The sequence below is a fragment of the Ruminiclostridium papyrosolvens DSM 2782 genome (assembly GCF_029318685.1).
Classification (GTDB): Bacteria; Bacillota; Clostridia; order Acetivibrionales; family DSM-1351; genus Ruminiclostridium; species Ruminiclostridium papyrosolvens.
This window is the reverse complement of record NZ_CP119677.1, coordinates 3,212,427-3,237,484: the sequence shown is the minus strand read 5'-3', so window position 1 is coordinate 3,237,484 and position 25,058 is coordinate 3,212,427. Positions and strand designations below refer to the sequence as shown.

At 38.0% G+C, this 25,058-nt stretch carries 22 protein-coding genes and 1 tRNA gene; 21 read left to right on the top strand and 2 right to left on the bottom strand.

From position 1 onward, the window contains the following. Positions 1–51 precede the first annotated feature (51 nt). Positions 52–1,302 carry a methyl-accepting chemotaxis protein gene (locus tag P0092_RS14485; RefSeq protein WP_004621723.1) on the bottom strand — a complete coding sequence of 417 codons (1,251 nt, stop codon included), beginning with the start codon at positions 1,300–1,302 and terminating at the stop codon, positions 52–54. A 246-nt stretch (positions 1,303–1,548) separates the two neighbouring features. Here P0092_RS14485 and P0092_RS14480 point away from each other — a divergent pair, with 246 nt between their 5' ends. The 3 genes from P0092_RS14480 to P0092_RS14470 all read left to right on the top strand — a co-directional run bounded on the left by P0092_RS14480 (position 1,549) and on the right by P0092_RS14470 (position 5,665). Next, the gene (locus P0092_RS14480; protein WP_004621726.1) at positions 1,549–2,922 is read left to right on the top strand and encodes a beta/alpha barrel domain-containing protein; all 1,374 of its coding nucleotides are present in this window, start codon (positions 1,549–1,551) and stop codon (positions 2,920–2,922) included. Between the two features lie 113 nt (positions 2,923–3,035). Further along, on the top strand, positions 3,036–4,964 hold the full coding sequence (locus P0092_RS14475) for an aconitate hydratase (RefSeq protein WP_004621727.1): 1,929 nt from the start codon (positions 3,036–3,038) through the stop codon (positions 4,962–4,964). 29 nt (positions 4,965–4,993) lie between these two features. After that, complete coding sequence (locus P0092_RS14470) at positions 4,994–5,665, top strand: GntR family transcriptional regulator (RefSeq protein WP_004621730.1); 672 nt, start codon at positions 4,994–4,996, stop codon at positions 5,663–5,665. Positions 5,666–5,772: 107 nt separating this feature from the next. On the opposite strand, the gene P0092_RS14465 is transcribed toward P0092_RS14470, so the two are convergent. Beyond that, positions 5,773–5,848, bottom strand: a tRNA-Glu gene (locus tag P0092_RS14465). Between the two features lie 139 nt (positions 5,849–5,987). Here P0092_RS14465 and P0092_RS14460 point away from each other — a divergent pair. The 18 genes from P0092_RS14460 to P0092_RS14375 all read left to right on the top strand — a co-directional run bounded on the left by P0092_RS14460 (position 5,988) and on the right by P0092_RS14375 (position 25,034). Beyond that, positions 5,988–7,400: an RsmF rRNA methyltransferase first C-terminal domain-containing protein gene (locus tag P0092_RS14460; RefSeq protein ID WP_004621731.1), complete on the top strand. Its 1,413-nt coding sequence runs from the start codon at positions 5,988–5,990 to the stop codon at positions 7,398–7,400. 34 nt (positions 7,401–7,434) lie between these two features. After that, positions 7,435–8,178: a pseudouridine synthase gene (locus P0092_RS14455; RefSeq protein WP_004621734.1), complete on the top strand. Its 744-nt coding sequence runs from the start codon at positions 7,435–7,437 to the stop codon at positions 8,176–8,178. A gap of 14 nt (positions 8,179–8,192) precedes the next feature. Further along, entirely contained in the window at positions 8,193–9,362 is a 1,170-nt protein-coding gene (locus P0092_RS14450; RefSeq protein WP_004621735.1) for a class I SAM-dependent methyltransferase, read from the top strand. Positions 9,363–9,467: 105 nt separating this feature from the next. Beyond that, the gene (locus tag P0092_RS14445; protein WP_004621736.1) at positions 9,468–9,839 is read left to right on the top strand and encodes a carbohydrate-binding protein; all 372 of its coding nucleotides are present in this window, start codon (positions 9,468–9,470) and stop codon (positions 9,837–9,839) included. 218 nt (positions 9,840–10,057) lie between these two features. Next, complete coding sequence (locus P0092_RS14440) at positions 10,058–11,305, top strand: adenosylhomocysteinase (protein WP_004621737.1); 1,248 nt, start codon at positions 10,058–10,060, stop codon at positions 11,303–11,305. Between the two features lie 107 nt (positions 11,306–11,412). Beyond that, positions 11,413–12,717 (top strand): amidohydrolase, encoded by a 1,305-nt coding sequence (locus tag P0092_RS14435; RefSeq protein ID WP_004621738.1) that lies wholly within the window; start codon positions 11,413–11,415, stop codon positions 12,715–12,717. Positions 12,718–12,818: 101 nt separating this feature from the next. After that, a complete protein-coding gene (locus P0092_RS14430) occupies positions 12,819–13,109 on the top strand; it encodes a hypothetical protein (protein WP_004621739.1) in 291 nt (96 codons plus the stop codon). Between the two features lie 77 nt (positions 13,110–13,186). Then, positions 13,187–13,519 (top strand): hypothetical protein, encoded by a 333-nt coding sequence (locus P0092_RS14425; protein ID WP_004621740.1) that lies wholly within the window; start codon positions 13,187–13,189, stop codon positions 13,517–13,519. Between the two features lie 19 nt (positions 13,520–13,538). Further along, positions 13,539–14,087: a 5-formyltetrahydrofolate cyclo-ligase gene (locus P0092_RS14420; RefSeq protein ID WP_040759338.1), complete on the top strand. Its 549-nt coding sequence runs from the start codon at positions 13,539–13,541 to the stop codon at positions 14,085–14,087. Between the two features lie 606 nt (positions 14,088–14,693). Continuing rightward, positions 14,694–16,007, top strand: coding sequence for an SGNH/GDSL hydrolase family protein (locus P0092_RS14415; RefSeq protein WP_004621742.1), 1,314 nt, complete (start codon positions 14,694–14,696; stop codon positions 16,005–16,007). A gap of 186 nt (positions 16,008–16,193) precedes the next feature. After that, a complete protein-coding gene (locus P0092_RS14410; RefSeq protein ID WP_004621743.1) occupies positions 16,194–16,805 on the top strand; it encodes a TetR/AcrR family transcriptional regulator in 612 nt (203 codons plus the stop codon). After that, positions 16,802–17,683 (top strand): ABC transporter ATP-binding protein, encoded by an 882-nt coding sequence (locus P0092_RS14405; RefSeq protein WP_004621744.1) that lies wholly within the window; start codon positions 16,802–16,804, stop codon positions 17,681–17,683. The genes P0092_RS14410 and P0092_RS14405 overlap by 4 nt, the downstream gene beginning before the upstream one ends. Positions 17,684–17,688: 5 nt before the next feature. After that, complete coding sequence (locus P0092_RS14400; RefSeq protein ID WP_004621745.1) at positions 17,689–18,471, top strand: ABC transporter permease subunit; 783 nt, start codon at positions 17,689–17,691, stop codon at positions 18,469–18,471. Between the two features lie 31 nt (positions 18,472–18,502). Beyond that, a complete protein-coding gene (locus P0092_RS14395; protein ID WP_004621746.1) occupies positions 18,503–19,297 on the top strand; it encodes an ABC transporter permease subunit in 795 nt (264 codons plus the stop codon). Between the two features lie 118 nt (positions 19,298–19,415). After that, entirely contained in the window at positions 19,416–20,330 is a 915-nt protein-coding gene (locus tag P0092_RS14390; RefSeq protein WP_004621747.1) for an alpha/beta hydrolase, read from the top strand. Between the two features lie 158 nt (positions 20,331–20,488). Next, complete coding sequence (locus P0092_RS14385; protein ID WP_004621748.1) at positions 20,489–20,929, top strand: recombinase family protein; 441 nt, start codon at positions 20,489–20,491, stop codon at positions 20,927–20,929. Positions 20,930–21,088: 159 nt separating this feature from the next. Beyond that, positions 21,089–21,214: a hypothetical protein gene (locus P0092_RS14380; RefSeq protein ID WP_276186945.1), complete on the top strand. Its 126-nt coding sequence runs from the start codon at positions 21,089–21,091 to the stop codon at positions 21,212–21,214. Continuing rightward, the gene (locus P0092_RS14375; protein ID WP_004621749.1) at positions 21,195–25,034 is read left to right on the top strand and encodes a fibronectin type III domain-containing protein; all 3,840 of its coding nucleotides are present in this window, start codon (positions 21,195–21,197) and stop codon (positions 25,032–25,034) included. Before P0092_RS14380 ends, P0092_RS14375 begins: the two co-directional genes overlap by 20 nt. The last annotated feature ends 24 nt before the right edge of the window (positions 25,035–25,058 follow it).

Sequence of the window (25,058 nt, the reverse complement as noted above, 5' to 3'; positions counted from 1 at the left end):
AATAAAAAGCGTTTAGCTTTTTATTCTCCCTTTTTGAACTTGTTATTAATATTATCTCAACTTATATTTCTTTAGCTTGTTATCCAACTGCTTAACCAACTGATTCAAGCTTTCTGATGCAATCTTCATATCATCAATAATTTTAAGCTGATTTTCGGTAGTAGCAGCAACTTCCTCGCTTGACGCTGCTGTCTGCTGAGATACAGATGATATATTTTCTATTGCGCTGATAACTTCGCTCTTGTCTGTTTGCATCTTAATAACTGCTTCATTTACGTCATTAATTTTTGAAACTATAAAATCAATAGCATTTGCAATATCGCTGAAAGAGCTGTTTGTCTTATCAACAGCAATATTTTGTTCCTGTGATACCTTTTTCATTATTTCCATTGAAGAAATAGCCAAAGCGGATTCTTCCTGAATACTTTCCATCATGTTGTTTATCTCTTCAGTGGACTTTCTGCTCTGGTCTGCCAGCTTACGTACTTCGTCGGCAACTACGGCAAAGCCTTTTCCTGCTTCACCGGCTCTTGCTGCTTCTATGGCAGCGTTTAAAGCAAGGAGATTGGTTTGTTCAGCTATGTTTTCAATTGATTCAACGAAAAGACCGATATCTTTTGTTGTGTTTGTAAGATTTTCAACAACCGCAAATATTTTTTCAGAAGTTTCATAGGTTTCTTTTGACTTGTCCCTCAGTGTTGTAACTGCCTTCAGACCTACTGTATTCAAGTCAATAATTTTGTTTGTTTCGTTTGTAATTCCACTGTAGCTTTCATATACAAAATTAATCTGATCAGAAAGCTTATCAACAACCTGTACACCCATTTGAGCTTCTGCAGCCTGTGCTGAAGCACCTTTTGCTATTTCATCAATTGTCTTTGAAATCTCTTCAATAGCATTTGATGCATTTTCTGCTGTAGAAGATACTTTTCTGGATGCTTGTGTTATAGATAAGGAGAGATTAAAGAAACTTTCTATCAGTGAACGTATATCACTGATTACGATATTTACTACAGAAGCTACAAAGCCCAGAATACCATATTGCTTAGGCTCAATCATTCGTGAAAAATCTCCTGACTTGAACCCATCAATATCTTTAGAGAATGTTTTGATAGTTGATTTGTATTGTAATCCTGACAAAACTATGAAGGTTATACAAGATACAAGACATGCAAAGAAAGTATACACAGCAAATACCGGTTTGCCGCTGATAATACCTCCGATAATACACAAAACAATACTAATTATAGCACCAATACCATATAAATTGGTGGAGCTACTTCTTTCCTCAGTTTTTTTCATAACATGAATCCCCCCGATTTAGGTAAATATGTATTTGTTTTAAATATATACTTCATTATACAACAATAATTCGAAATTGAAAATTAAATTCCTTCTGATATTAGAAATACTTTACAATTTATCAAAATTAACAGATTGACATCCAGTGTATCATTGTATACAATTATACACACATACAAAAATTCATTAATACACAAAAGCAATATCCTATGATATTTTAATATTTTTTTGCAGGAGGTTTAATAAATGATAGAGTTTAATAAAAAATCCAATACATTGGAGCAAACCCAGTACAGGTACGCACTTCAGGACATTTCAGAGCCAAATTTATATAGAGAGATATATAACTATGACGATGTTCCAAAGTGTGCCTTTAATCACCGTAGAGTACCTATGTACCCTGCTGATGAGATTTGGATAACGGATACAACTTTCAGAGACGGACAGCAGTCACGTGCACCTTATACCGTAGAACAGATTGTTAAGCTATACGAATATCTTCATCAGCTGTCAGGACCAAAGGGTTTGATACGTCAGACTGAGTTTTTTCTCTATAGCGACAAGGATAAGGAAGCTGTATATAAATGTATGGAATTAGGCTATGATTTCCCGGAAATAACCAGTTGGATAAGAGCTTCAAAAAGCGATTTCAAACTTGCGAAAGACATGGGAATGAAAGAGACCGGCTTTTTGGTAAGCTGTTCCGATTATCATATTTTCAGAAAACTCAAAATGACAAGAAAACAGGCTATGGAAAGTTATCTGAGTGTTATAAAGGAAGCATTAAGTGTTGGTATTAAACCAAGATGCCATCTTGAAGATATAACAAGAGCTGATTTCTACGGATTTGTTATTCCTTTTGCATTAGAACTCAGAAAATTGATGGACGAAAGCGGAGTGCCTATAAAAATCAGGGCTTGCGATACAATGGGATATGGTGTTGCTTATCCAGGGGCTGCACTTCCTAGAAGTGTTCCCGGAATAATCTACGGTTTAAGACACCACGCCGGTTTCCCAAGTGAATTACTTGAATGGCACGGTCATAATGATTTTTACAAAGCTGTCAGCAATTCTTCAACAGCATGGTTATATGGCTGTTCATCAGTCAATTGTTCTCTTCTGGGTATTGGAGAGAGGACCGGCAACACTCCTCTTGAAGCTATGGTTTTTGAATATGCATCTCTTAGAGGAACAACGGATGGTATGGATACCAGAATTATTACTGAGATTGCAGAATACTACGAAAAAGAGCTTGATTATGAAATTCCGCCGAGAACACCTTTCGTAGGAAAGCACTTCAATGTTACACAGGCCGGTATACATGCAGACGGACTTTTGAAGGATGAAGAGATATATAATATATTTAATACGGACAAGCTGCTTAACAGACCTATAGGTGTTGCAATAACTCAAACCTCCGGTCTTGCCGGTATTGCATTATGGATTAACAATAATTTCAGGTTTAGAGGAAATGAGTTAATTGACAAAAAAGATGAAAGAGTCGGAAAAATAAAAGAGTGGGTAGATGCCCAGTACCAGGCAGGCAGAATTACCTCTATCAGCGATAAGGAAATGCTCAAAGGTATTAGGGAAATAGCACCGGATATTATTCCTTCTTAAAAATATGGTAATTAACATATGGCTTTTTTACGTAAAAATGTTATTATATTAAGCGGATACAAAATATTGCAAATCGATTTTATTAATATAAGAATTAGGGGGTAATTTTCATAATGGGTTTGAACTTGGCACAAAAAATTATAAAGAATCATCTTGTTAGCGGAGATATGGTTGCAGGAAGTGAAATTTCCATAAAAATTGACCAGACTCTTACACAGGATTCTACCGGAACAATGGCTTACTTGCAGTTTGAAGCTATTGGAATTCCAAGAGTTAAGACTAAAAAATCAGTAGCATATATCGATCACAACACTTTACAGGCAGGCTTTGAAAACGCTGATGACCACAAGTATATACAGACAGTTACTTCAAAGCACGGTATATACTTTTCTAAGCCCGGAAACGGCATATGCCATCAGGTACAACTAGAACGTTTCGGAGTACCCGGAATGACACTGCTGGGCTCTGACAGTCATACACCAACCGGAGGCGGAATAGGAATGCTTGCAATTGGAGCCGGCGGTCTTGACGTTGCCGTTGCAATGGGCGGCGGGCCATACTATCTCACAATGCCTAAAGTCTGTAAGGTTGAGTTGACAGGTAAACTAAATCCATGGTCTACTGCAAAAGATATTATATTGGAAGTTTTAAGGGTAATGTCTGTTAAGGGCGGAGTTGGAAAGGTTGTTGAATACGCGGGAGAGGGAATAAAGTCTCTTACTGTACCTGAAAGAGCAACTATTACAAATATGGGTGCCGAACTTGGTGCAACAACTTCAATTTTCCCAAGTGACGACGTAACACTGGAATTCCTGAAGGCTCAGGGCAGAGAGCAGGATTGGGTTGAGCTTTTACCGGATACTGACGCAGTATATGAAGAACATATTGTTATTGATTTATCAACTGTTGAGCCAATGGCAGCAAAACCACACAGCCCTGACAACGTAGAAAAGATATCAACTATCGGAAAATTAAAAGTTGATCAGGTAGCAATAGGAAGCTGTACAAATTCCTCATACATGGATATGATGAAGGTGGCTGCAATATTAAAGGGCAAGACTATAAATCCAAATGTAAGCCTGGTAATTGCACCCGGTTCAAAGCAGGTTTTGACTATGCTAGCTCAAAACGGAGCTTTAGCGGATATGGTTTCAGCAGGAGCCAGAATTCTTGAGTCAGCATGCGGCCCATGTATCGGTATGGGACAAGCACCTTGCTCGGATGCAGTTTCACTGAGAACATTTAACAGAAACTTTGAAGGAAGAAGCGGAACTACTTCTGCAAAGGTTTATCTGGTAAGTCCTGAAGTTGCTGCTGCAAGCGCTCTTACAGGTGTATTAACCGACCCGAGAGAACTCGGAGAGGCTCCAAAGATTGAAATGCCTAAAGAGTTTGTTATAAACGATAATTTGGTTGTAGAACCTGCTCCGGAAGGAAGCGACGTTGAGGTTGTCAGAGGCCCGAATATCAAGCCTTTCCCTATTAACAAAGCACTTTCTGATAAAGTTGAGGGTAAAGCTCTGATAAAGGTTGGAGATAATATAACTACTGACCATATAATGCCTTCAAATGCAAAATTGCTTCCTTACAGATCAAATGTTCCTTACCTTGCTGAATTCTGTCTGACCCCTTGTGATGCTGAATTCCCTGCAAGAGCAAAGGAAAACGGAGGAGGCTTCATAATCGGAGGCTCAAACTACGGACAGGGTTCAAGCAGAGAACATGCGGCTCTTGCACCATTACAGCTGGGAATCAAGGGAGTTATTGCAAAATCCTTTGCCAGAATTCATATGGCTAACCTTATAAATTCTGGAATCATACCAATGACTTTTGAAAACGAAGCAGATTACGATACAATAGATATGAATGATGAACTTGCAATTGATAATGCTATAGGACAGGTTAAAAATGCCGATACTATAGTTGTTAAGAATCTCACAAAGAATACACAGTTTAATGCAAAGGTTACTTTGTCAGACAGACAGGTGCAGATGGTTCTTGCAGGTGGATTGCTTAACTATACCAAAGTAAACAATGGTTAAAAAAATATGCCCTAAGGGGAGTAAATAAAATGGCTAGGCTGGACTACGATGAAAGTGATAACTTAGTAAATTCATTAAGGGGCAGGGTTTTCAATCAGCTTCGCAAACAGATTCTGACAGGAGCGTACAAACCCGGAGACAGTCTGATAGAGCTGCGTCTTTCAGAGGAGCTTGGAGTTAGCAGGACACCTATACGAGAAGCTATCAGGCAGCTTGAACTTGAAGGTCTGGTAGTATCTATACCAAACAAAGGTGCGGTAGTAAAGGGCGTTACTGATCAGGACGTTGAAGACATATTTACTATCAGAACAATGATTGAAGGTCTTGCTGCCAGATGGGCTGCTGAAAAGATTACCGAGGAAGAGATTATTGAACTCAAAGAAGCTCTTGAGTTTGAGGAGTTCTATACGATAAAGAACGACGCGGAGCATCTGATGAGATACGACTCCAAATTTCACGATATTATTTTCAGAGCCTGCAAGAGCAGACCTTTGATGCATATGTTAAGTACTTTTCATCACTATATACAAAATGCCAGAAACAATTCATTTGAAACACCGGGCAGACCGGCAAAAGCACTTGATGAGCACCGTGCAATATTTGAGGCAATAATAAGAAAAGACGGAAAAACTGCTGAGAAGCTAACAGTAGAGCATATCAGAAATGCCAGCAGGATTTTCAATGAAAAGCATCAGAAATAGATATTATATATACTATAAAAGCCTTGGAAGGGTTGCCTTCCAAGGCTTTTATAGTAATATTTCTTATAAATAAAAAAAGAAACCTTGCAAATATGCAAAGCTTCTTTTGGTGACCCATAGGGGATTCGAACCCCTGTTACCGCCGTGAGAGGGCGGTGTCTTAGGCCACTTGACCAATGGGCCATTTTTCAATGACAAAAGCTATTATAGCATGGTGATTTCTATTTTTCAAGTGCGGTTTACAAAATTTTATAAAATCTTTTATAAGTATGTGTTATAATAACTCCTGTAAAAATTTAAATATAGGAGTTATATTTATTATATGAAGCTACCGATTGAATTTGTTGAGAAAATGGAAGGTCTGATGGGTGATGAATTCAACAGCTACCTTGAATCATATAAAAAACCAAGATTTTATGGTCTTAGAGTAAATACTCTGAAGATTTCAGTGGAAGAATTCTTAAAAATTGCGCCCTTTCATCTTGAACCTGTTCCCTGGACCAAAGATGGTTTTTATTATCAGGAGGGAGATAATCCGGGGAGACATCCCTACTATTATGCGGGACTATACTACATTCAGGAGCCTAGTGCCATGCTGCCGGGAGCTGTTATAGGAGTGAAGCCGGGAGATAAGGTTTTAGACCTTTGTGCCGCACCGGGAGGTAAAACTGTGCAAATGGCTACACAGATGCAAGGACAGGGTTTGCTTGTGGCTAATGATATAAATTCAGAGAGAGTAAAGGCGTTAGTAAAGAATGTTGAGCTGGCAGGAGTGAGAAATGCTATAGTTCTCAATGAAACCCCGAATAAGCTGGCTGTAAACTTTGAGAACTACTTTGACAAAATTATGGTTGATGCGCCTTGCTCAGGTGAAGGTATGTTTCGTAAAGACGAGGATGCCATAAAAAGCTGGGAAAAGTACAAATGTGAAAAGTGCTGCACAATGCAGTGGGATATTCTGCAGAAGGTTGATACTATGTTAAAGCCCGGAGGCATTATATTATATTCAACCTGTACCTTCTCGCCTGAAGAGGATGAGTTAATGATAGAAAGGTTTATGGACGAGCATAAAGGGAACTACGAGCTAGTGGAAATACCTAAAGCAGGAGGCATTGAGGGAGGTCGTACTCATTGGTCAAAAGGAGGCTATGACTTTGGTAAGGCTGCCCGTTTATGGCCACATAGACTTAATGGAGAAGGACATTTTGCGGCATTGCTGAGAAAAAAAGACTCAGAAGAAAACACAAGCAGTCATGCTGATTCATTATACAAGTCTGCAGATAAGTCTCAGGCAGCTAAAATAAACGATATCAGGGATGTTAAAGAATATAACTCTCAGTTGGGAGAATTTCTTGAAAATAACACTAACCTGAGTCTTGAGGGATATTTATTTCAAAAGGGTGTCAATCTGTATCATTTACCCGTTGAATGCCCTGATTTATCAGGACTGAAGGTTGCAAAATTTGGCTGGTATCTTGGCGAAAGCGGAAACAAAGGTTTTATTCCTTCCCATTCCTTTGCAGTATCAATGAATATACGAGAACTAAAGAATATTACAAACTTCAGGTCTGATTCACGTGAGGTTAACAGTTATTTGAAGGGTGAAACGCTAATGGTTTCAGGTGAAAAAGGTTATACTGGTGTTTGTGTGGATGATTTTCCTCTTGGATGGGCCAAGCAAACAGGAGATATGCTGAAAAATCTATATCCAAAAGGGTGGAGAAAGATGTCCTGAGCTATTAAATCCCTAAAAATAAGGAGAGTATATTTTGAAACAGAAGCAACGGTTGGATAAGGTTATTTCAAATTTTGGGTTTGGTTCAAGAAATGATATAAAAAGTGCAGTTAAAAAAGGTCTGGTTACAGTAGACGGTGCAATAGTAAAAGACAGTGGAATTCATGTTGACCCTGAAGCAAGTATTATTGAAATAAACGGAGAAAGGCTGAATTACCGCAAGTTTATATACATCATGATGAATAAGCCGCAGGGAGTTATTTCGGCTACCAGTGACAGAAAGCAAAGAACTGTTTTTGATATTCTGCCTGAAGAATACAAATGTTTTGAGCTTTTTCCGGCAGGAAGGCTGGACATAGATACAGAAGGTCTTGTACTCATGACAAATGACGGACAGCTGTCCCATGAAATACTTTCACCCAAAAAGCATGTTCCCAAACAGTATTATGCAAAAGTTCTTGGAAGGGTCAATCAGGAGGATGCAGACGCATTTCGTCAGGGAGTAACTCTTGATGATGGGTATAGTACGCTTCCGGCGGTTCTGGAAGTATTAAAATCCGATGAATTATCAGAAATAAAGCTTACAATTGTAGAGGGGAAATTCCATCAGGTAAAGAGAATGTTTGAGGCTGTAGGCAAAAAAGTAATTTATTTAAAACGTCTCAGCATGGGAAATCTTAGGCTGGATGAGAATTTGAAACTTGGGGAATGTAAGGAACTTGGAGAAAGTGATATTGAACTGCTAAAGCAAGCAGTAATTCCAGATAATAAAAAATAGTTGAGGTTAGAGATATGAATAAAAAGAGTGTACAAAAACTGGTGCTTTTCCTGACAGGACTTGAGCAAAGAATTATAGACAATTCAAGCTTTTTTAAGGGCATAGTTATAAAGCTCAAATCAGGTACAAAACAGTATGAAGCTAATATTAGCCTAAAGGATGAAAAGCTGTTTCTAAATTATAATGGCAGAACCGATAAACTTGAGATTTCATGGCTTAGTGCCAGAGTCTCAAAGATTGCCGAAAGCTACGAAGCTTTAACCCTTACTTATGAAGAAAGAGGGACTTCCATACTAATTGAAGCAGATGACAAAAATGTTAAAATGAGGACAAAAGATACTGAGACCATAGAATCCTCAAAAGGTCATAATGAAACCGCACAGATTGCAAACAGGGATTACTTTATAAAAGTCGGACCTGCGGATGATGTTTTAAAAGCAATTGGTATTCTTGGGGAAAACGGCAAAATCAGAAACGATATGATTAGGAAGTACAACCAGATTGACCACTATATTGAGTTGGTTGACGGTATGCTTAAATCATTATGCTCAAAATACGGAAGCTTAAATGTAATTGACTGCGGATGCGGGAAGTCATACCTTTCATTTGTTCTGAACTATTATATCAAGGATGTACTGAAAAAGAACTGCTATTTTACAGGTTTGGACATTTCTAAAACGGTAATTGATGCATCCCATAAAATTGCTGATAGCCTTGATTACAAAAACATGGATTTCAAAATTACTGATATAAGAGATTATACTGCCGATAAGGATACTCATCTTGTAATAAGTCTTCACGCTTGTGATACTGCTACAGATGAAGCAATAAGTCTGGCTGTGAGGAACAATGCAAAAGCAATGGTTATGGTACCCTGCTGCCAAAAGGAAATATTGAGTCAGTATTCTTTTGATATGCTTCAAAGCATTACTAAACATGGCGTTCTGAAAGCACGTTTAGCAGATGTACTTACTGATGGGATACGATTGCTGATTCTCGAGGCACTTGGATATAAGGTATCTATCGTGGAATATGTATCACCTCTTGAAACACCAAAAAATCTTATGATAAGGGCTGAAAAAGCAGGAGGTATAAACTACGGACTTATAAATGAATACAAGAAGCTTAAAGATACGTTGGGAATACATCCTACTATTGAAAAGCTCATACAGCCATATTTTTAACTGTATATGGCAATTTTTGACAAAAATAAATTCAAATAGTATAATATTCTGGTAAATAGCATCATTCATGTTATGTGTTTAAAGATACATTAAGGAGGGAGCTACATGGCACAGAAGACTTATGATAATAATGGAGTATTTTTGTCCAAAAAAAAGTTGTACAGCGGAGATAAGGTAATTCTAAAATATAACGGGTTACTTTCCCAAGCTGGAGCAGAGGATATATATGTTCATGTTGGTTTCGGAGAAAGTTGGGATGATAGGTATTTTGTCACTATGACAAAAGAAAACAGCTCATTTGTGGCCGAAATTGATATAAAAGACGGTAAGAGCTGCGGTATTTGTTTTAAGGATGCAGCAGATAACTGGGATAATAATTCCGGTGAAAATTACGTTTTTACCATATCCCAAAAAACTGTCAGAAAGAAAAGTATGACAAAAAGGCCAAAAAAGCAAAATAAAGCATTAAAGCTTTGATTAGTTATCACATTTTGGCTATTTTTGCAGGATATTTTATTTTAATATCGAATAGGTAAATTCGGATATATTTATTTTTAATTATATGTATAATATTATCCGGTGTTGAAAAAATATTTTATATGTTATTAATTGTGATAAGGTACAGTATGATTGTTTACAGTAGTTTGTCCGGAGTGTTACATACTGCTGATAATTAAAAGATGGGGGTTAGGTTTATGAAAAGCGTTATCCGCGACATATCTTTGGCAGATAAAGGAAAGCAGAAAATTGAATGGGTAAGAAAAAACATGCCTCTTCTCAGAAGTCTTGAGGATGAGTTTCGGGAGACAAAGCCCTTTGACGGAGTAAGAGTTGTAGTGTCAGTTCATTTGGAGGCTAAAACAGCTTATCTTGCAAAGTTATTTGCAATTGGAGGAGGAGAGGTTTCCGTTACGGGGAGTAATCCGTTATCCACCCAGGATGACGTAGCAGCCGGCCTCGTAGCAGATGGGCTTGATGTATACGCATGGTACAATTCAACTAAGGAAGAGTATGAGGAGCATTTGAATCTTGCCTTAGGATATAAGCCAAATATTATCATCGATGACGGAGGAGATTTGGTTAATCTGCTGCATACCAAGAGAAAAGAGCTTCTTCCGCATATTATGGGTGGATGTGAAGAAACAACTACAGGTGTACTTCGTTTAAAGGCAATGGAAAAAGAAGGTGTACTTAAATTTCCGATGGTTGCGGTAAATAATGCAAACTGTAAGTACTTGTTTGATAACAGGTATGGTACGGGACAATCTGTGTGGGATGGTATTAACAGAACAACAAACCTTATTGTAGCCGGAAAGAATGTAGTTGTTGCAGGCTACGGATGGTGCGGCAAAGGTATTGCCATGAGAGCTAAAGGCTTCGGAGCCAGTGTTATTGTTACTGAAGTTGACCCTATTAAGGCAGCAGAAGCAGTTATGGACGGATTCAAGGTAATGAAAATGTCCGATGCCGCAAAAGTTGGAGATTTCTTTATAACCGTAACCGGATGCAGAGATGTTATTACAGCAGAACATTTCAATCTTATGAAAGACGGAGCTATTCTCTGTAATGCAGGACATTTTGATGTTGAGGTTTCAGTTGAAGAATTAGAGAAAATAGCTGTTGAGAAACAGACTCAGAGACATAATATTACAGGCTACAAGATGGAGAACGGAAGATGGATAAATCTTCTGGCTGAAGGCAGACTTGTAAATCTTGCTGCAGGCGACGGACATCCTGCTGAGATAATGGATATGAGCTTTGCTCTTCAAGCACTGTCAGCACAATATATGTTAAAAAATTACAGTAAACTTGGGAACAAGGTAATTGACGTTCCTGCTGATTTAGATAAAATGGTTGCAACCATGAAACTAAAATCATGGGGAGTAAAAATAGATAAGCTTTCTAAAGAGCAAAAGAATTATCTCAACAGTTGGGCAGAGTAAAAAGATTAAAATTGCATTATGAAAAGATTAAGCATATTAATCGATATTTACATAAAATGTCGGTAATATGCTTAATTTTTAATTGAAAAGGTGAAAGGATGAATATTATGTTTGACATACTTATAAAAAATGCCGAATTAATAACCAACGATGAAAGTAAGCCGTTGATTACCTGCGGATACATAGGAATTAAGGATGGGCGTATTGCTTTTATTTCAGACAGCCTTCCTGAAAATGCAGAAGCTAGAGAGGTAATTGACGGAAGAAACAAGATTGCAATGCCCGGTCTGGTAAACGCCCATAGTCACAGTGCCATGACGCTAATGAGAAATTATGCAGATGATATGGCACTTGAAAAATGGTTGTTTGATAATATTTTCCCTGTAGAAGCAAAACTGACGGATAAAGATGTACACTGGGGTACTATGCTTGGTATCTCTGAAATGCTTAAATCAGGAATTACTGCTTTTGCTGATATGTATATGTTTATGGACGAGGTTGCAAGGGCTGTAACTGAAACAGGTATAAAGGCAAACCTTTGCAAAAGCCCGGTTCAGTTTTTCGAGGACGGACAACTGAAAAGACTTGATAAAAGTCAGGGAACAATTGATTATTACAACAGCTATCATAATTCGGCAGACGGAAGAATAAAGGTATTTGTAGAAATACATTCAGTTTATATGTTTAATGAAAATACCCTGAGAAATGCGGCTCAGTTGGCTAAACAGCTGAATACGGGGATTCATATACATTTACTTGAAACCGTAGCAGAGGTTGAGTCCAGTAATAAAGACTATGGTATGACTTCAATAGAGATATGCAGAGAAACAGGAGTACTTGACGTCCCTGTTATGGCGGCACACTGTGTTCACCTGACTGACAGTGACCTTAGAATTATGCAGGAAAAGAAGGCAAGCGTGGTTCACAATCCCACCAGCAATCTCAAGCTGGGAAGCGGAATTGCACGGGTTCCTGATATGATGGACATGGGAATTAATGTATGCCTTGGTACAGATGGTGCTGCAAGCAATAATAACCTTAATATGTTTGAGGAAATGAATCTTGCTGCAATACTGCACAAGGGGATAGCTATGAATCCACAGCTAATGAAGGCTCAGGATGTTCTTAAAATGGGGACTGTTAATGGTGCAAGAGCCATAGGCTTTGACGACACCGGAGTATTGTCTGAAGGGATGAAAGCAGACATAATACTGGTTGACACTGACAAACCTCATTTTTACCCTAAAAATGACCCAATGGCAATGATTGTATATTCTGCGCAGGCAGCTGATGTTGATACTGTTATTGTTGACGGAAGTATTCTGATGAAGAATCGTGAATTTACACACATAGATGAAGAAAAAATTAAGTTTGAGGTAGAGTCTTTATCCAAGAGGCTTCTGGGTCGGTAATTCTTGCCTTGGTTTTTGACACTATTTACATAAAGGTTATTCCGAACGAATGTCTAATATATATTGTTGGGCAATTCAGATTTTTTTATGGAGGAATAGTCATGGCAATTACAATTAGTTTGTGGACAACCAAGCATGGAGAATTAAATCGATTTTTAGATAGCTTTTATGAGAAGGATATGGATGTAAACTGTTCACTTAGAAGATGGGCAACGGAATTTTACAGGCCTCTGGATTCAGTAGACATGATTTGTGCGTTGATGGACAACAGCGAGAAATACGATGTAGCTATGTATTTACATATGGAAAACGGGTATTTATACAAAATAACAAGCTTAAACTATGAAGACGTTGTAAAGGGACTATTTGAAATGTATTATGTTCCTGTATAAAATGATAACAAGGTCTCATTTCATGATTGTTAAATTATGTTATAATATTAACATAATAGGTTTGGAGGTTAATTCAGATGAAGCAGGAACACAGCAATAACAAGGGCTATGACGACAGCAGCCTGGCTTGGAACAGTAGTGAGGTAACCAGCCTTGAACGTGAAATGTTACTGGGGAATCTTAATTACATAAACAATAAGGTTATCAGTAATTGGAAAAAAGGAGTATTAACCTCCCTTACCGTATTGGTTCCCGTACTGGGGCAATTTATAGGTCTGATTGCGGGTATGGTATTTGTATCTGATGAGGCAAAAGATAAAAGGTGGTTTGGATTTGTACTAATGGCTGTTTCTATTATTACATTTTGTACGTTGGCTTTATTGTGGCTAAATTGGAGAGGAATACTGTAATTTGTGTAAAAAGAATGAAATGAGAAAAAAGTACATTTCCTTTAGGGATAGTATGAGTTCAGATAGTTTACTTGAAAAATCAAGTATTTTAGCTCAAAGGCTAAATGAGTTAGACTGCGTTAAGAATGCAGAGACCTTGATGTGTTATGTGAGCTTTGGGAGCGAGGTTTATACTCATGATATTATTAATAACTGGCTTTCCCAAGGAAAACAGGTATGTGTTCCCCGGGTTGTTAAAACTAAGGGAAAATCCTTGGAGGCAGTAAAAATAAGCAGCCTACAGGAACTGGAGCCTGGAACTTATGGTGTATTGGAGCCTGCTACAGGACAAAATAATACTGTCAGTCCTGATTTAATTGATGTGGTGATTGTACCGGGATGTGCATTTGATTTACACAGAAATCGTATGGGGTATGGAGCCGGTTATTACGACAGGTTTCTGAAATTAATATCAGACAACTGCTTGAAGGTAGGGGTTGCTTTTGATTTTCAGGTAATGGATGAAATACCCTGCGATGAACTTGACATTCCCATGGACATTATTATTACAGAAGATAAAATTATTTAAATTATCAGGTTTTGAAATTGTGGGCATAACACCGAAGTTACACTTGTTACAGGTAATTTCAGATTGTTGTGTCCTTTTTGATTTTTAAAGGACAAATTTTAAATTAACATTAACTGAATATAAATATACTAGTATTTCTAACAGGGGTATAGGTGTATTCATATGTCAAAAGCAAAAACGAAAAAAGTTGTTAGCATATATAAAGGTAAAATTGATATTAAGGAGCTTATTATTAAGTTATTGACTCGTAATTTGTAATATTTTTTGGGTGTATATTTTTAGCATATAAAGGAGTACAATTTTTAATATTGAATTTTGTATAAGTTAATATTAAAGTATTCTTGGAAATTGAAATTATACTTTGAGTTGGGAGGTGGGATATTTTTTATAATCAAATTTAGTACCGGTTTTTATTCTATAAACTACTAAGTTATTTCTTTATCGACGATATACATTTCTTTCTAATTGAATTCTTTATTAGCCATTGTAAATATTCCTGTATTCTACCGGTATTTCCTGATTCTATTGTAAAGGGGGGATGCTGAGAAGCAATTTAAAATTGAGTTTTCTATAATTTTAAAAATAAAGAATATAGGAGTTTTTATTATGAAAAAATTTAATGTGACAAGAAAATCAGGGGCATTTCTAATTGTGTTTTCAATGCTTTTTGTACTATTTTTAGCTGCTGCAGGCAGCACAAACGTTTCTGCAACTGAGCCAGCCGGTGTGTATGGTGACTTCAATGGTGACAACAATGTGGATGCTCTGGATTTTGTTAAATTTAAGAAATATTTCATTGAGCAGGATACTACATACTACAAATATATGGATTTAAATAGTGATAGTGCGTTGGATGCAATGGACTTAGCTATTTTGAAACAATATCTGTTGGGCATGGTTAAGACCCTTCCGATTAACGCTGCACCTGAAAAACCCGGAGTACTGCTGGTTGGTAGGTTTGATACCAGCGATTCTGCCGGACCTAAATTCGGGTGGAGTACTTCTACTATAAAGGCAAGTTTTACAGGAACTGCAATAAGTGCAACTATTAAATCCTCAGGGGACAACTGGTTTAACGTTATAATTGACGGAGTTGTAAAAACACCTGTTAATATTCCTTCCGGGTCTTCTTCTCCGATTACTCTTGCTTCCGGCCTTAAGGACGGTATTACACATACTGTTGAACTGGTCAGAAGAACTGAAGCTTGGATTGGTGAAGCACAATTTTTAGGCTTTAATGTTACAGGCGGTGAATTGTTACCTGCTCCTTTACCATCAACAAGAAGAATTGAGTTCATAGGTGATTCTATTACATGCGGTTACGGTAACGAAGGAACAACCCAGTATCAGTCGTTTACAACCAAAAATGAAAATGCATATATGGCGTATGGCGCAATAACTGCCAGACTTCTGAAGGCTGACCCGACAACTGTGTGCTGGTCAGGTAAAGGATTAGTACAAAACTATGGCGGGGATCTTAATGACTTAATGCCGGCAGTTTATTCAAGAGTACTTCCTTACAATACAACTCTCACTTGGGATTCAAGCAAATGGACTCCTCAAGTAGTTGTAATCAATCTGGGTACCAACGACTTTAGTACAGGTTCTGTTGATAAAACAACCTTTGCAACGGCATATTCAAACTTTGTAACAAAAATAAGGGGACAGTATCCTGATGCCCATATCTATTGTGCAGCAGGGCCAATGCTGTCAGGGGATCAACTGACAAAGTGCAAGGGTGCTATAACCAGTGTTGTCGACCAGAAAAAAGCTTCAGGAGATTCAAAGATTCATTTAATAGAATTTCCTGTACAGCTTGAGTCAAACGGCTACGGCGAGGACTGGCATCCCAGCGTTAAAACACATGAGCTGATGGCAAACCAGCTTGCTGAAACTATAAAAACTGATTTAGGATGGTAAATTTCGCCTGAATGAGTTAAAAAGCATAATAACCGTAAAGTGATTAGCCTGTAAGGCTTCTTATAATACGGTGTTATGCTTTTTTGTTTGTAATCTGATTTATTTATTAAATGTATTGACCGAATCGGTTTATGATGATATTCTTATATCAACCGATTCGGTTTATTAGTTTTTTGAGGTGATATTTTGGATAAGTTTTTAAACCTGCCTGAAGATAAAAGAAAAAGAATTGTTGATGCAGCTCTTAAATCATTTGGGGCAAATGGCTACAAGAAAACCTCTGTCAGCGATATAGCAAAAGCTGCTGATATTTCAAAAGCAATGGTATTTCACTATTTCGGGACAAAAAAGGATTTGTATTTATATTTAATAAGAATGTGCACTGACATCATTATTAATGAAATAAATAGTGGCTTTGATTCCACGGTTACCGATTTCTTTGAAAGAATAAAGCAATCATCTAAGCTTAAGGCCTCGGTAATGAAGAAGCATAATTATATTCCAGCTTTTCTGATTGGAGTATATTTTGAGTCTGACCCTGAAGTAAAGTCGGATATTACAACTCTGCTTGCCGCTGGAGATGATTACAGAGACAAAATTGCTTTTGAAGGAATGGATACTTCAAAATTTAAAGAAGGTATTGACCCAAAGTCAGTACTAAAAATGCTTATATGGATGGCGGAAGGTTACTTCGGTCAATTGCCTGCATCTATACTGGATATTGACGCTATGTTAAAGGAATTTTATGAATGTATGGATTTGCTCAGGAACAATTTTTATAAGGAGGAGTATTTATGAGTGTCATTGAAATTAAGAATCTTACAAAAAGTTATGGTAAAGCAAGAGGTATAAGCAATATAAATCTTAGCGTAGAGCAGGGCGAGATTTTCGGTTTTATCGGTCCTAATGGAGCAGGCAAGTCAACTACTATCAGAACCCTCCTTGGCCTTATATATCCCTCTGAGGGGAGTGCAACTGTATTTGGAAAAAGCTGTACTGAACATCCTGAGGTGAGAAAAGAATTGGGATACCTTCCTTCAGAGGTTTTTTACTATGACAATATGAGGGTAATAGACCTTTTGAAGTATTCAGCCAGTTTTTACAAAAAGGACTGTACAAATAGAATTAAAGAACTTGCAGAAGTAATGAATCTTGACCTTAAAAAGAAAATAGAAGACCTTTCCTTCGGAAATAAGAAAAAGGTGGGTATTGTCCAGGGGCTTCTTCACGAACCAAAGTTGATTATTCTTGATGAGCCTACCAGTGGACTTGACCCTCTTATGCAGCAGAAATTCTTTGAGCTTATTGCAGAGGAAAACCGTAAGGGAGCAACAGTGTTCTTTTCTTCGCATATTCTCAGTGAGGTTCAGAAAATGTGCAGCAGAGTGGCTTTCATAAAGGATGGTAAGCTTATAAAGCTCGAAAAAATGAGTACACTTCAGGAAAACAGTTATAAGAAGATTGGTATTGAAACTAAAGAAATTATTTCTAAAGATGTATTTGATATAAAGGGTGTCAGCAAATTGGAAAGTAAAGGTAACAGCATTAATTTCATTTTTAAAGGAAACATCAATTTGATTATGGCAAAAATGGCTGATATCAATCTTAGCAATATTTCAATTGAAGAACCTGACCTTGAGGAAATCTTTATGCATTATTACGTAAAGGAGGATTGATTTTTATGAATATGTTTCTCCATGAGCTTAAATCCATGAGAAAGTCAGCGTCTATATGGACAATAAGCCTGATAGCTTTGTCAGCACTCTTTCTTTCCATATATCCTAATGTTGCTGCTGAGGCTGAAGAGTTCAAAAAACTCCTTGCCAACTATCCTCCTGCAATAAGGGCTATGCTTGGAATAAATATTGATAATATTGCTTCCTTATTAGGCTTTTATTCCATGGTATTCTCATTTATTACACTTGGAGGTGCTATTGAGGGTATGAATATTGGAATTTCCATACTTTCAAGGGAATCCAGAGAGCGTACTGCAGATTTCCTTCTGGTAAAGCCTGTTTCCCGTAAATCAATAGTAAGTGCAAAGCTGATGGCTGCATTGGCAACCATAGTTTATACAAATATTGCTTTTTATGTTGTAACACTTCTTATAGCAAACGCTGTTAAGACTGAAAATTATAGTAATAAACTGTTCTTTATGATAAACCTGACGTTATTATTCCTGCAGATTATTTTTATGGCGATAGGTATGATTATTTCGGTATTTTTTAAAAAACTGAAATCTGTTCTTCCAATATCTCTTGGCGTGGTTTTTGGACTTTATATGGTGGGGGCTTTGGATTTTACACGATATATTTCTCCCTTCAGATATTTTGATATTACCTATATCATAAATAATGCAGGCTATGAGGCTTCATATCTTGTTACGGCTGCTGTAATAGTAGTTGCAGCCATTATTTCAAGCTATATCATTTATATCAGAAAGGATATCCATGCGGTAAGTTAACTGCTCGGGATTGCTAAAGGAGGCTTTATTTATGAATATTTTTTTTAGAGAATTGAAGGCAAACAGAAAAGCCTTGATTATATGGAGTGTCTGCATGTTTTTGTTGATACTCAGCGGGATGGGAAAATATACTGCTTACTCTTCAGGCGGAGGAGGCAGTGACGTTTTTGAAAAAATGCCGTATACCTTGAAGGCTTTACTGGGAATGGGTTCTTTTGATGTTACAACTATAGGCGGTTTTTTCGGAATGATGTTTGTCTATATTGAGCTTGCGGTGGCCATACATGCAGTTTTGCTTGGAAGCGGAATAATAGCAAAAGAGGAAAGGGATAAAACTACGGAATTTTTAATGGTGAAACCTGTATCCCGTACAAAGGTAATTACTTCAAAGTTTTTTGCTGCTTTTGCTAATTTGGTGGTTATTAACCTGATAAGTTTTGGTACGTCGTTAATGATGGTTGATGTTTATAGCAAGGGAGAGGACATTACAAAGAATATTGCAGTGTTTTTTGTGAGCATGTTTATTGTCCAACTTGTATTTTTGTCTTTAGGTGCAGCCCTTGCTGCTGTAATTAAAAAACCAAAGGTTTCAGGGTCAGCGGCAGCAGGAATACTTATGGGAAGTTTTATCGTAGCAAAGATTACTGACCTGACTGATAAAGTAAATATAATTAATGTTTTTTCGCCTTTTAAATATTTTAGTTACAAGGATATAGTTGATGGGAAAGGTATTGATATTACAATAGTGGTTTTGTGTATTGTTGCTGTTACAGTTTTTGTGAGTGCAACGTATTTATTTTATAGACGCAGAGATTTAAAAGTTTAGAATTAGTTGTTAATTTTATTAAAATATTGTATTAGTAGGAGGAATATGTAAATATTTGTAGAAATCTACAAAATGAAATTAAAAATCAATGTCATAACCAAATACGGAGGCAGAAATTATGAATTATGAGGCTGATTATAGGCAGTTTGTAGATTCAGAAGAACCGTTAAACTCAATCCAAGAGAAGGACTGGGCATTTTATGGACAATGTGGACTAGAGTATCCGTTTTTTTATGCCACACCGGATCCCAAGCGTCAGGACTACTTTGCAAGACCCTACAGTGAGGACCCTCTGCAAAGACTGGACATTCACCATTTAAAAACTCCACAAAAAAAGAAACGACCGGTTATTTTCTATATACATGGAGGCGGCTGGACGAATGAAGATAAAAGCAATACAAGATTTGTTGCGCATGACTGGATAAAAAAAGGATATACGGTTGTTTCCATAAACTACAGGTTATCACCAAATGTGACACATCCTGCAATAATAGAAGACTGTGCTAAAGCTCTTAAATGGGTGCAGGAAAATATACATGATTATGGCGGCGACCCAAATAGAATTTGTGTAGTGGGACATTCTGCCGGAGGACATTTGGCAGCTCTTCTTGTTGCGGGAGTTAAATGGCATAAGAAATATGATATAGATATTAAGAAGGTTAAATGCTGGATACCTTTGAGTGGGATACATGATTTTAACCTTCAGGAAAATTACATGCCACCTATGCTTGGTGCGGCAATAATTGCAATGTTGGGTGGAGATGATAATAAAGTTGAATGTTCGCCTGTTTCACATATAACGGGAAAAGAACCCCCTTGTCTTATTTTGCATGGAGGAGATGACTGGCTCGTTCCCAGAACAAATTCCATTGAACTGCATGACAGGCTTGTTGAAAAAGGTGCCAAGCATACAAAGTTACACATTGTAAAAGGTTATGCCCACTGTAATATGATACTTGGATTTGAAAGACCGGGACATATACCTGCTAAATTAATTAATAAATATCTTGATGAAATGCTTCCTACCAGATAAAAAATTGTAGTATAAAGAGTTTTCTTACATAAAAAGGCATACTGACTGTTAATCGGTTAGTATGCCTTTTTCATGGACAATTTTTATAATTCGAATTTACTGAATATAAATAGAATAGTATTTATCCAGACTTAATTTGTAAAAATGGGGAGGATGCCATGCTTGGATTTAACAAACCAGATATCAATTATCATATAGGTATATATGTACGGCAAAGCCGAGACGAGAATGAAGAAAATATTGATACCATTGAAACCCAGAAAAAGCTTCTGGCAGACTTTGTGAAAAAGAATAACATTGGAACTATCTATAAAACTTATGTTGATGACAATGTTTCAGGAGCGGGCTTCGAAAGGTATGCCCTTGAAGAACTGAAAAAAGACGTAATGGCTTGCAATGTGAATCTCGTTGTTTTAAAGGACTTGTCAAGGTTGGGAAGAAACAATGCCAAAACTCTGCTTTTCCTTGATTTTCTGGAGGAATATGGGGTGCGAGTTATTACATCTGACGGCAGATATGACAGCCTCAAGGACAATGAAACCGTTGGAATAGATACATGGTACAACGAGCAGTACAATACATCAAGGATGTATTACTGAAAGCGGTGAGGCGGAAGGGGTACAGGAATCTGAAATAATTGTAATGTGTAAATAAAAGCTGTAAATCAAAAACAGAACATAATTGATAGAATTTACATGTCATGGTAATATTATATAATCCATCGCTTGACAAAATTCAATAAAAAAGGGGATTATGTTATGTTTTTGCACAGAAGGGGTAAGAAGATAATAGCTTTGCTGCTGGCAATGGCTATTGTGTTGTCGGGGGTTAGTTTTATTTTTGATTCGCAAAGCGGGGGGGGGAGTGAGGTTTGGACAAAATAACACAGCTTCGGCTGCTGCGTATTCCACCTGGGTTCAGAAGGCAAGTGGGGCAACACCGCGTTATAATCAGGTTTCCGTAGCGATAAATGGTAAGATGTATGTTTTCGGAGGCGATAGTGGATTTCAATATAATCATGACTTATGGGAATATAATCCTGTAACGGATACGTGGTTACAGAAAGCAACTTGTCCAGCTACACTAGTTGGCCCATGTGCAGCAGTGGTAGATGGAAAAATGTATGTTAATTCATATAGAGATTTTTACGTGTATGACCCTGCAACTGACAAATGGACAATACTAAGTGCCTGTCCCAAGATCTCTAGCGGTGGGCGGTCGATGGCCTCTGTAAATGGTAAAATCTATATATTTGGTGGTAATTATAGTGGAGATTTTATTACAAGTGACTTATGGGAGTATGATCCTCAATCAACAATATGGACTAATAAAGCGAACAGCCCGGTGCCATTAGTCAATCAGACAGCGGTGGGCATAAATGGGAAGATGTATGTTTATGGAGGGCAAACAGGTGATAAGGATTGGAGAATTACGGGGTGTTTAATGGAATATGATCCACTGACAAACAAATGGACTACCAAGTCATATGGCCCTGCTAGCAGAGAGCACAGTGCCGTTGTCATAAACGGAAAGATGTATGTTTGCGGAGGACTTTACAACGATGTGTATGTAAAAGGCATGCATGAGTATGACCCGGCAACAAATAAGTGGATTCAAATGGCTGATGCACCATTTGTTGTCGGTAATAATTCAGCAGCAGCCATAAACAATAAAATATATGTTTTTGGTTCTGCTAATGGTCATGGAATGACAAATTCACTCTGGGAATGTTCTATCAGTACGCCACCGAGTTATACGGTAAATTCACCTTCGGATAACATGACATTCTCTGAGAAAGATACTGGATTTATTCCTCGAATAACAATCTCAGATATAGATAATGATACTCTGTCATGCAGATATTACATAGATTCTGAAACTACTCCAAGGGATACAAAGACACTCACAAATACTTTGGCGGCACAAACTGTGAATTTCAATTCTCTGGATATGAGTACACTAAGCGAAGGAACTCATACAATCAGATTTGAGGCAGATGATATTGGAATAACTACACCGGTTACTAAAACAGTCAGTTTTAATTTGGATAAATCTTATCCGGTCATGGGTGCAGTGACAGTATCAACTACAACTAATACTGTCACAATCTTAGGTTCGGCTACGGACAGTTTTACAGGGATGGATTCTAATCCCTACAGATACACTATCGGATCGGAAGTTTCTCCATGGGGAAACGCTACCACGTATACTTCCCAAAACAATCTGATATCAAATATGATGTATGAGGCAAAATTCGAAGCAAGAGATACGGTAGGTCACATTTCAACCAGCTCACAGAATGTATATACAAAGGCGGATGTACCTGATTTGGCGGTAAATAACGCCTCCTCCTATACTCTTGATGTCTCAACGTCCGATAACAATTCGGATTCTACACAGTACCAGATTAGTACAAATAACAGCAGTCAGTATGTAACCCAAGAAGGAACCCTAACCGCAACACCTGTTTGGATTACACTGACAAACAAAAAGGTAACTGTCACGGGTCTGTCTCCGGAGCAAACCTACACCTTTACCGCAAAAGCAAGAAATGCTGAAAATATTGAAACTGTTGCCGGTTCTTCTGTGAGTGGGACAACCCTTATAGCACCTCCCGGTTCACCTGCAAATATTATTGCTACCGCAACAGACAAGACCATAACTGTCTCATGGGACGCTTCAAGTGGGGCTATAGGTTATGAAATCGAGGTTGACGGAACAGTTGTAAATACTGATACTGCAACTGTATACACACATGTTGGTATCAATTCCGGAACACCTCATACATATAGGGTCAGAGCCAGAAATGCAGGAGGCCCCGGCAACTGGAGTGCACCAATCACAAAATCCACACTTCCAGCTTCGCCGGATATACCTGTTAACCTTAATGCAGTACCTCTGAGTACCTCAGTTACGGTTACATGGAACAATGTCTCAGGAGCGACCGGATATGATATAGAGGTGGATGGGGCTCTTGTAAACAATGGCCCGAATACCAACTACATTCATAACAGCCTCACTCCGGGAACCCATCACACATATCGGGTAAGAAGCATTAATCCGGGAGGTAAGAGTGAATGGAGCGGATATGTAAATACCACTACGCTTCTTGATACGGTACCGGTACCGATAAATATTTCTGCAACTCCTTCCCTGAACAGTATAGCCCTCACATGGGACAAGGTAGGCGGAGCATCGGGCTATGAGATATCAGTAGACGGAGTTGCGTTTGACAATGGTACACGAACTACCTATACCCATAGTAATCTTGCACCGGGAACACAGCATGTTTACCGTGTCAGGGCAAAGAAAAGCGGGGTAGCAAGTGAGTGGAGTGCTGCAGTTGTTTCCGCTACGCTAACAAATGAATTTGGAACACCTTTAAACCTAAAGGCTAATGCGGATAATTCTTCAATCGTATTGTCATGGAATCCTGTTGCCAATGCAACCGGCTACGAAGTTGAAGTTGATGGTGTTGCCACGGATAACGGAGATGAAACTACCTGTATACATAACGGATTACTGCCAAATACAACCCACACCTACAGAGTAAGAGCGAAAAGAGATGCCGAGATAAGTGAATGGACTGAGCCATTGGCAGTCAATACATTTTTACTCCAAACTCCTAAAGAGTTAACAGCAAACTCGGATGAAACCTCTATGACAATAAACTGGCAGCCGATTGAGGGAGCAACAGGCTATGAACTTGATTTTGACGGCTCAGTTATAACAGGAATATCAGAAACAACATATTTAGCAGGGGGACTGGAGCAAAATTCGCAACATGAGATAAAAGTCAGGGCGGTCAGTGAAGGTGGTACCAGTAACTGGAGTAATGCATTAATCAAATCTACAAAATTTACTTCCGGTAATGTACCCAAGGTTTCAGCTATAGCTAAAAAGACTTCTATATCAGTTATGTGGAATAAAATTGATGGTGCAACTTCTTATGATGTTGAAGCAGACGGAGCAGTAACCTCAAATGTTAACGCATTGACTTATACAAGCAAAGGACTTCAGGCAGGCACAAAACATACTTATCGGGTAAGGGCAAATAACAGTTCGGGAGCAGGAGACTGGGGCAGTGTATTTACTGTTTCAACACTTCCCCAAGGCCCCGTTATACCTTCAAATGTGGTGTCCTCCTCTAACATGACCTCCATACTTATCAGTTGGGATAAAGTTACAGGAGCGGAGGAATATGAAATTGAGGTTGACGGATTAATTATTGACAACGGTACAGGAACAAGTTGTTTACATAAAGGGCTTTCACCTGACACTACCCATACCTATAAAGTAAGGGCAAGAAGTGTTTCAGGTATTAGCGAATGGAGTACTCCGATGATAATAAAGACACTGAACTCAGTACAGACATATGATATTACTTCATCTGCCGGAGAGGAATTTGACTTGATTTTATCAGGTTCAGACATTCAGGACTTAAACAAATATACATTTTCAATTCAGTACGATACTAAGGATTTTGATTTATTAGACCTCTGCGGCTTCACTCCAAAAACAGACACACAGGAAGGGGATATATACGGTACTGATATTACCGTAAAACAGGTAGCTCCCGGAACGATTGTGTTTGTTAAGAAGGGGTCTGCGCAGTCCTGGCAGGTATGGTCGGGTATTGTTAATAGTATAAGGCTCAGGGCAAAACATGACGGCCCGGCAGAAATTACCTATACCATACAGTAACGGATAAAAAGGGGTGATAATTGA

Bases quoted from the DNA above. Each gene is read 5' to 3' on its own strand.
- P0092_RS14485 (WP_004621723.1), bottom strand. From the start codon at position 1,302: ATGAAAAAAACTGAGGAAAGAAGTAGCTCCACCAATTTATATGGTATT.
- P0092_RS14480 (WP_004621726.1), top strand. From the start codon at position 1,549: ATGATAGAGTTTAATAAAAAATCCAATACATTGGAGCAAACCCAGTAC.
- P0092_RS14475 (WP_004621727.1), top strand. From the start codon at position 3,036: ATGGGTTTGAACTTGGCACAAAAAATTATAAAGAATCATCTTGTTAGC.
- P0092_RS14470 (WP_004621730.1), top strand. From the start codon at position 4,994: ATGGCTAGGCTGGACTACGATGAAAGTGATAACTTAGTAAATTCATTA.
- P0092_RS14460 (WP_004621731.1), top strand. From the start codon at position 5,988: ATGAAGCTACCGATTGAATTTGTTGAGAAAATGGAAGGTCTGATGGGT.
- P0092_RS14450 (WP_004621735.1), top strand. From the start codon at position 8,193: ATGAATAAAAAGAGTGTACAAAAACTGGTGCTTTTCCTGACAGGACTT.
- P0092_RS14445 (WP_004621736.1), top strand. From the start codon at position 9,468: ATGGCACAGAAGACTTATGATAATAATGGAGTATTTTTGTCCAAAAAA.
- P0092_RS14440 (WP_004621737.1), top strand. From the start codon at position 10,058: ATGAAAAGCGTTATCCGCGACATATCTTTGGCAGATAAAGGAAAGCAG.
- P0092_RS14435 (WP_004621738.1), top strand. From the start codon at position 11,413: ATGTTTGACATACTTATAAAAAATGCCGAATTAATAACCAACGATGAA.
- P0092_RS14430 (WP_004621739.1), top strand. From the start codon at position 12,819: ATGGCAATTACAATTAGTTTGTGGACAACCAAGCATGGAGAATTAAAT.
- P0092_RS14425 (WP_004621740.1), top strand. From the start codon at position 13,187: ATGAAGCAGGAACACAGCAATAACAAGGGCTATGACGACAGCAGCCTG.
- P0092_RS14420 (WP_040759338.1), top strand. From the start codon at position 13,539: ATGAGAAAAAAGTACATTTCCTTTAGGGATAGTATGAGTTCAGATAGT.
- P0092_RS14415 (WP_004621742.1), top strand. From the start codon at position 14,694: ATGAAAAAATTTAATGTGACAAGAAAATCAGGGGCATTTCTAATTGTG.
- P0092_RS14405 (WP_004621744.1), top strand. From the start codon at position 16,802: ATGAGTGTCATTGAAATTAAGAATCTTACAAAAAGTTATGGTAAAGCA.
- P0092_RS14400 (WP_004621745.1), top strand. From the start codon at position 17,689: ATGAATATGTTTCTCCATGAGCTTAAATCCATGAGAAAGTCAGCGTCT.
- P0092_RS14395 (WP_004621746.1), top strand. From the start codon at position 18,503: ATGAATATTTTTTTTAGAGAATTGAAGGCAAACAGAAAAGCCTTGATT.
- P0092_RS14390 (WP_004621747.1), top strand. From the start codon at position 19,416: ATGAATTATGAGGCTGATTATAGGCAGTTTGTAGATTCAGAAGAACCG.
- P0092_RS14385 (WP_004621748.1), top strand. From the start codon at position 20,489: ATGCTTGGATTTAACAAACCAGATATCAATTATCATATAGGTATATAT.
- P0092_RS14380 (WP_276186945.1), top strand. From the start codon at position 21,089: ATGTTTTTGCACAGAAGGGGTAAGAAGATAATAGCTTTGCTGCTGGCA.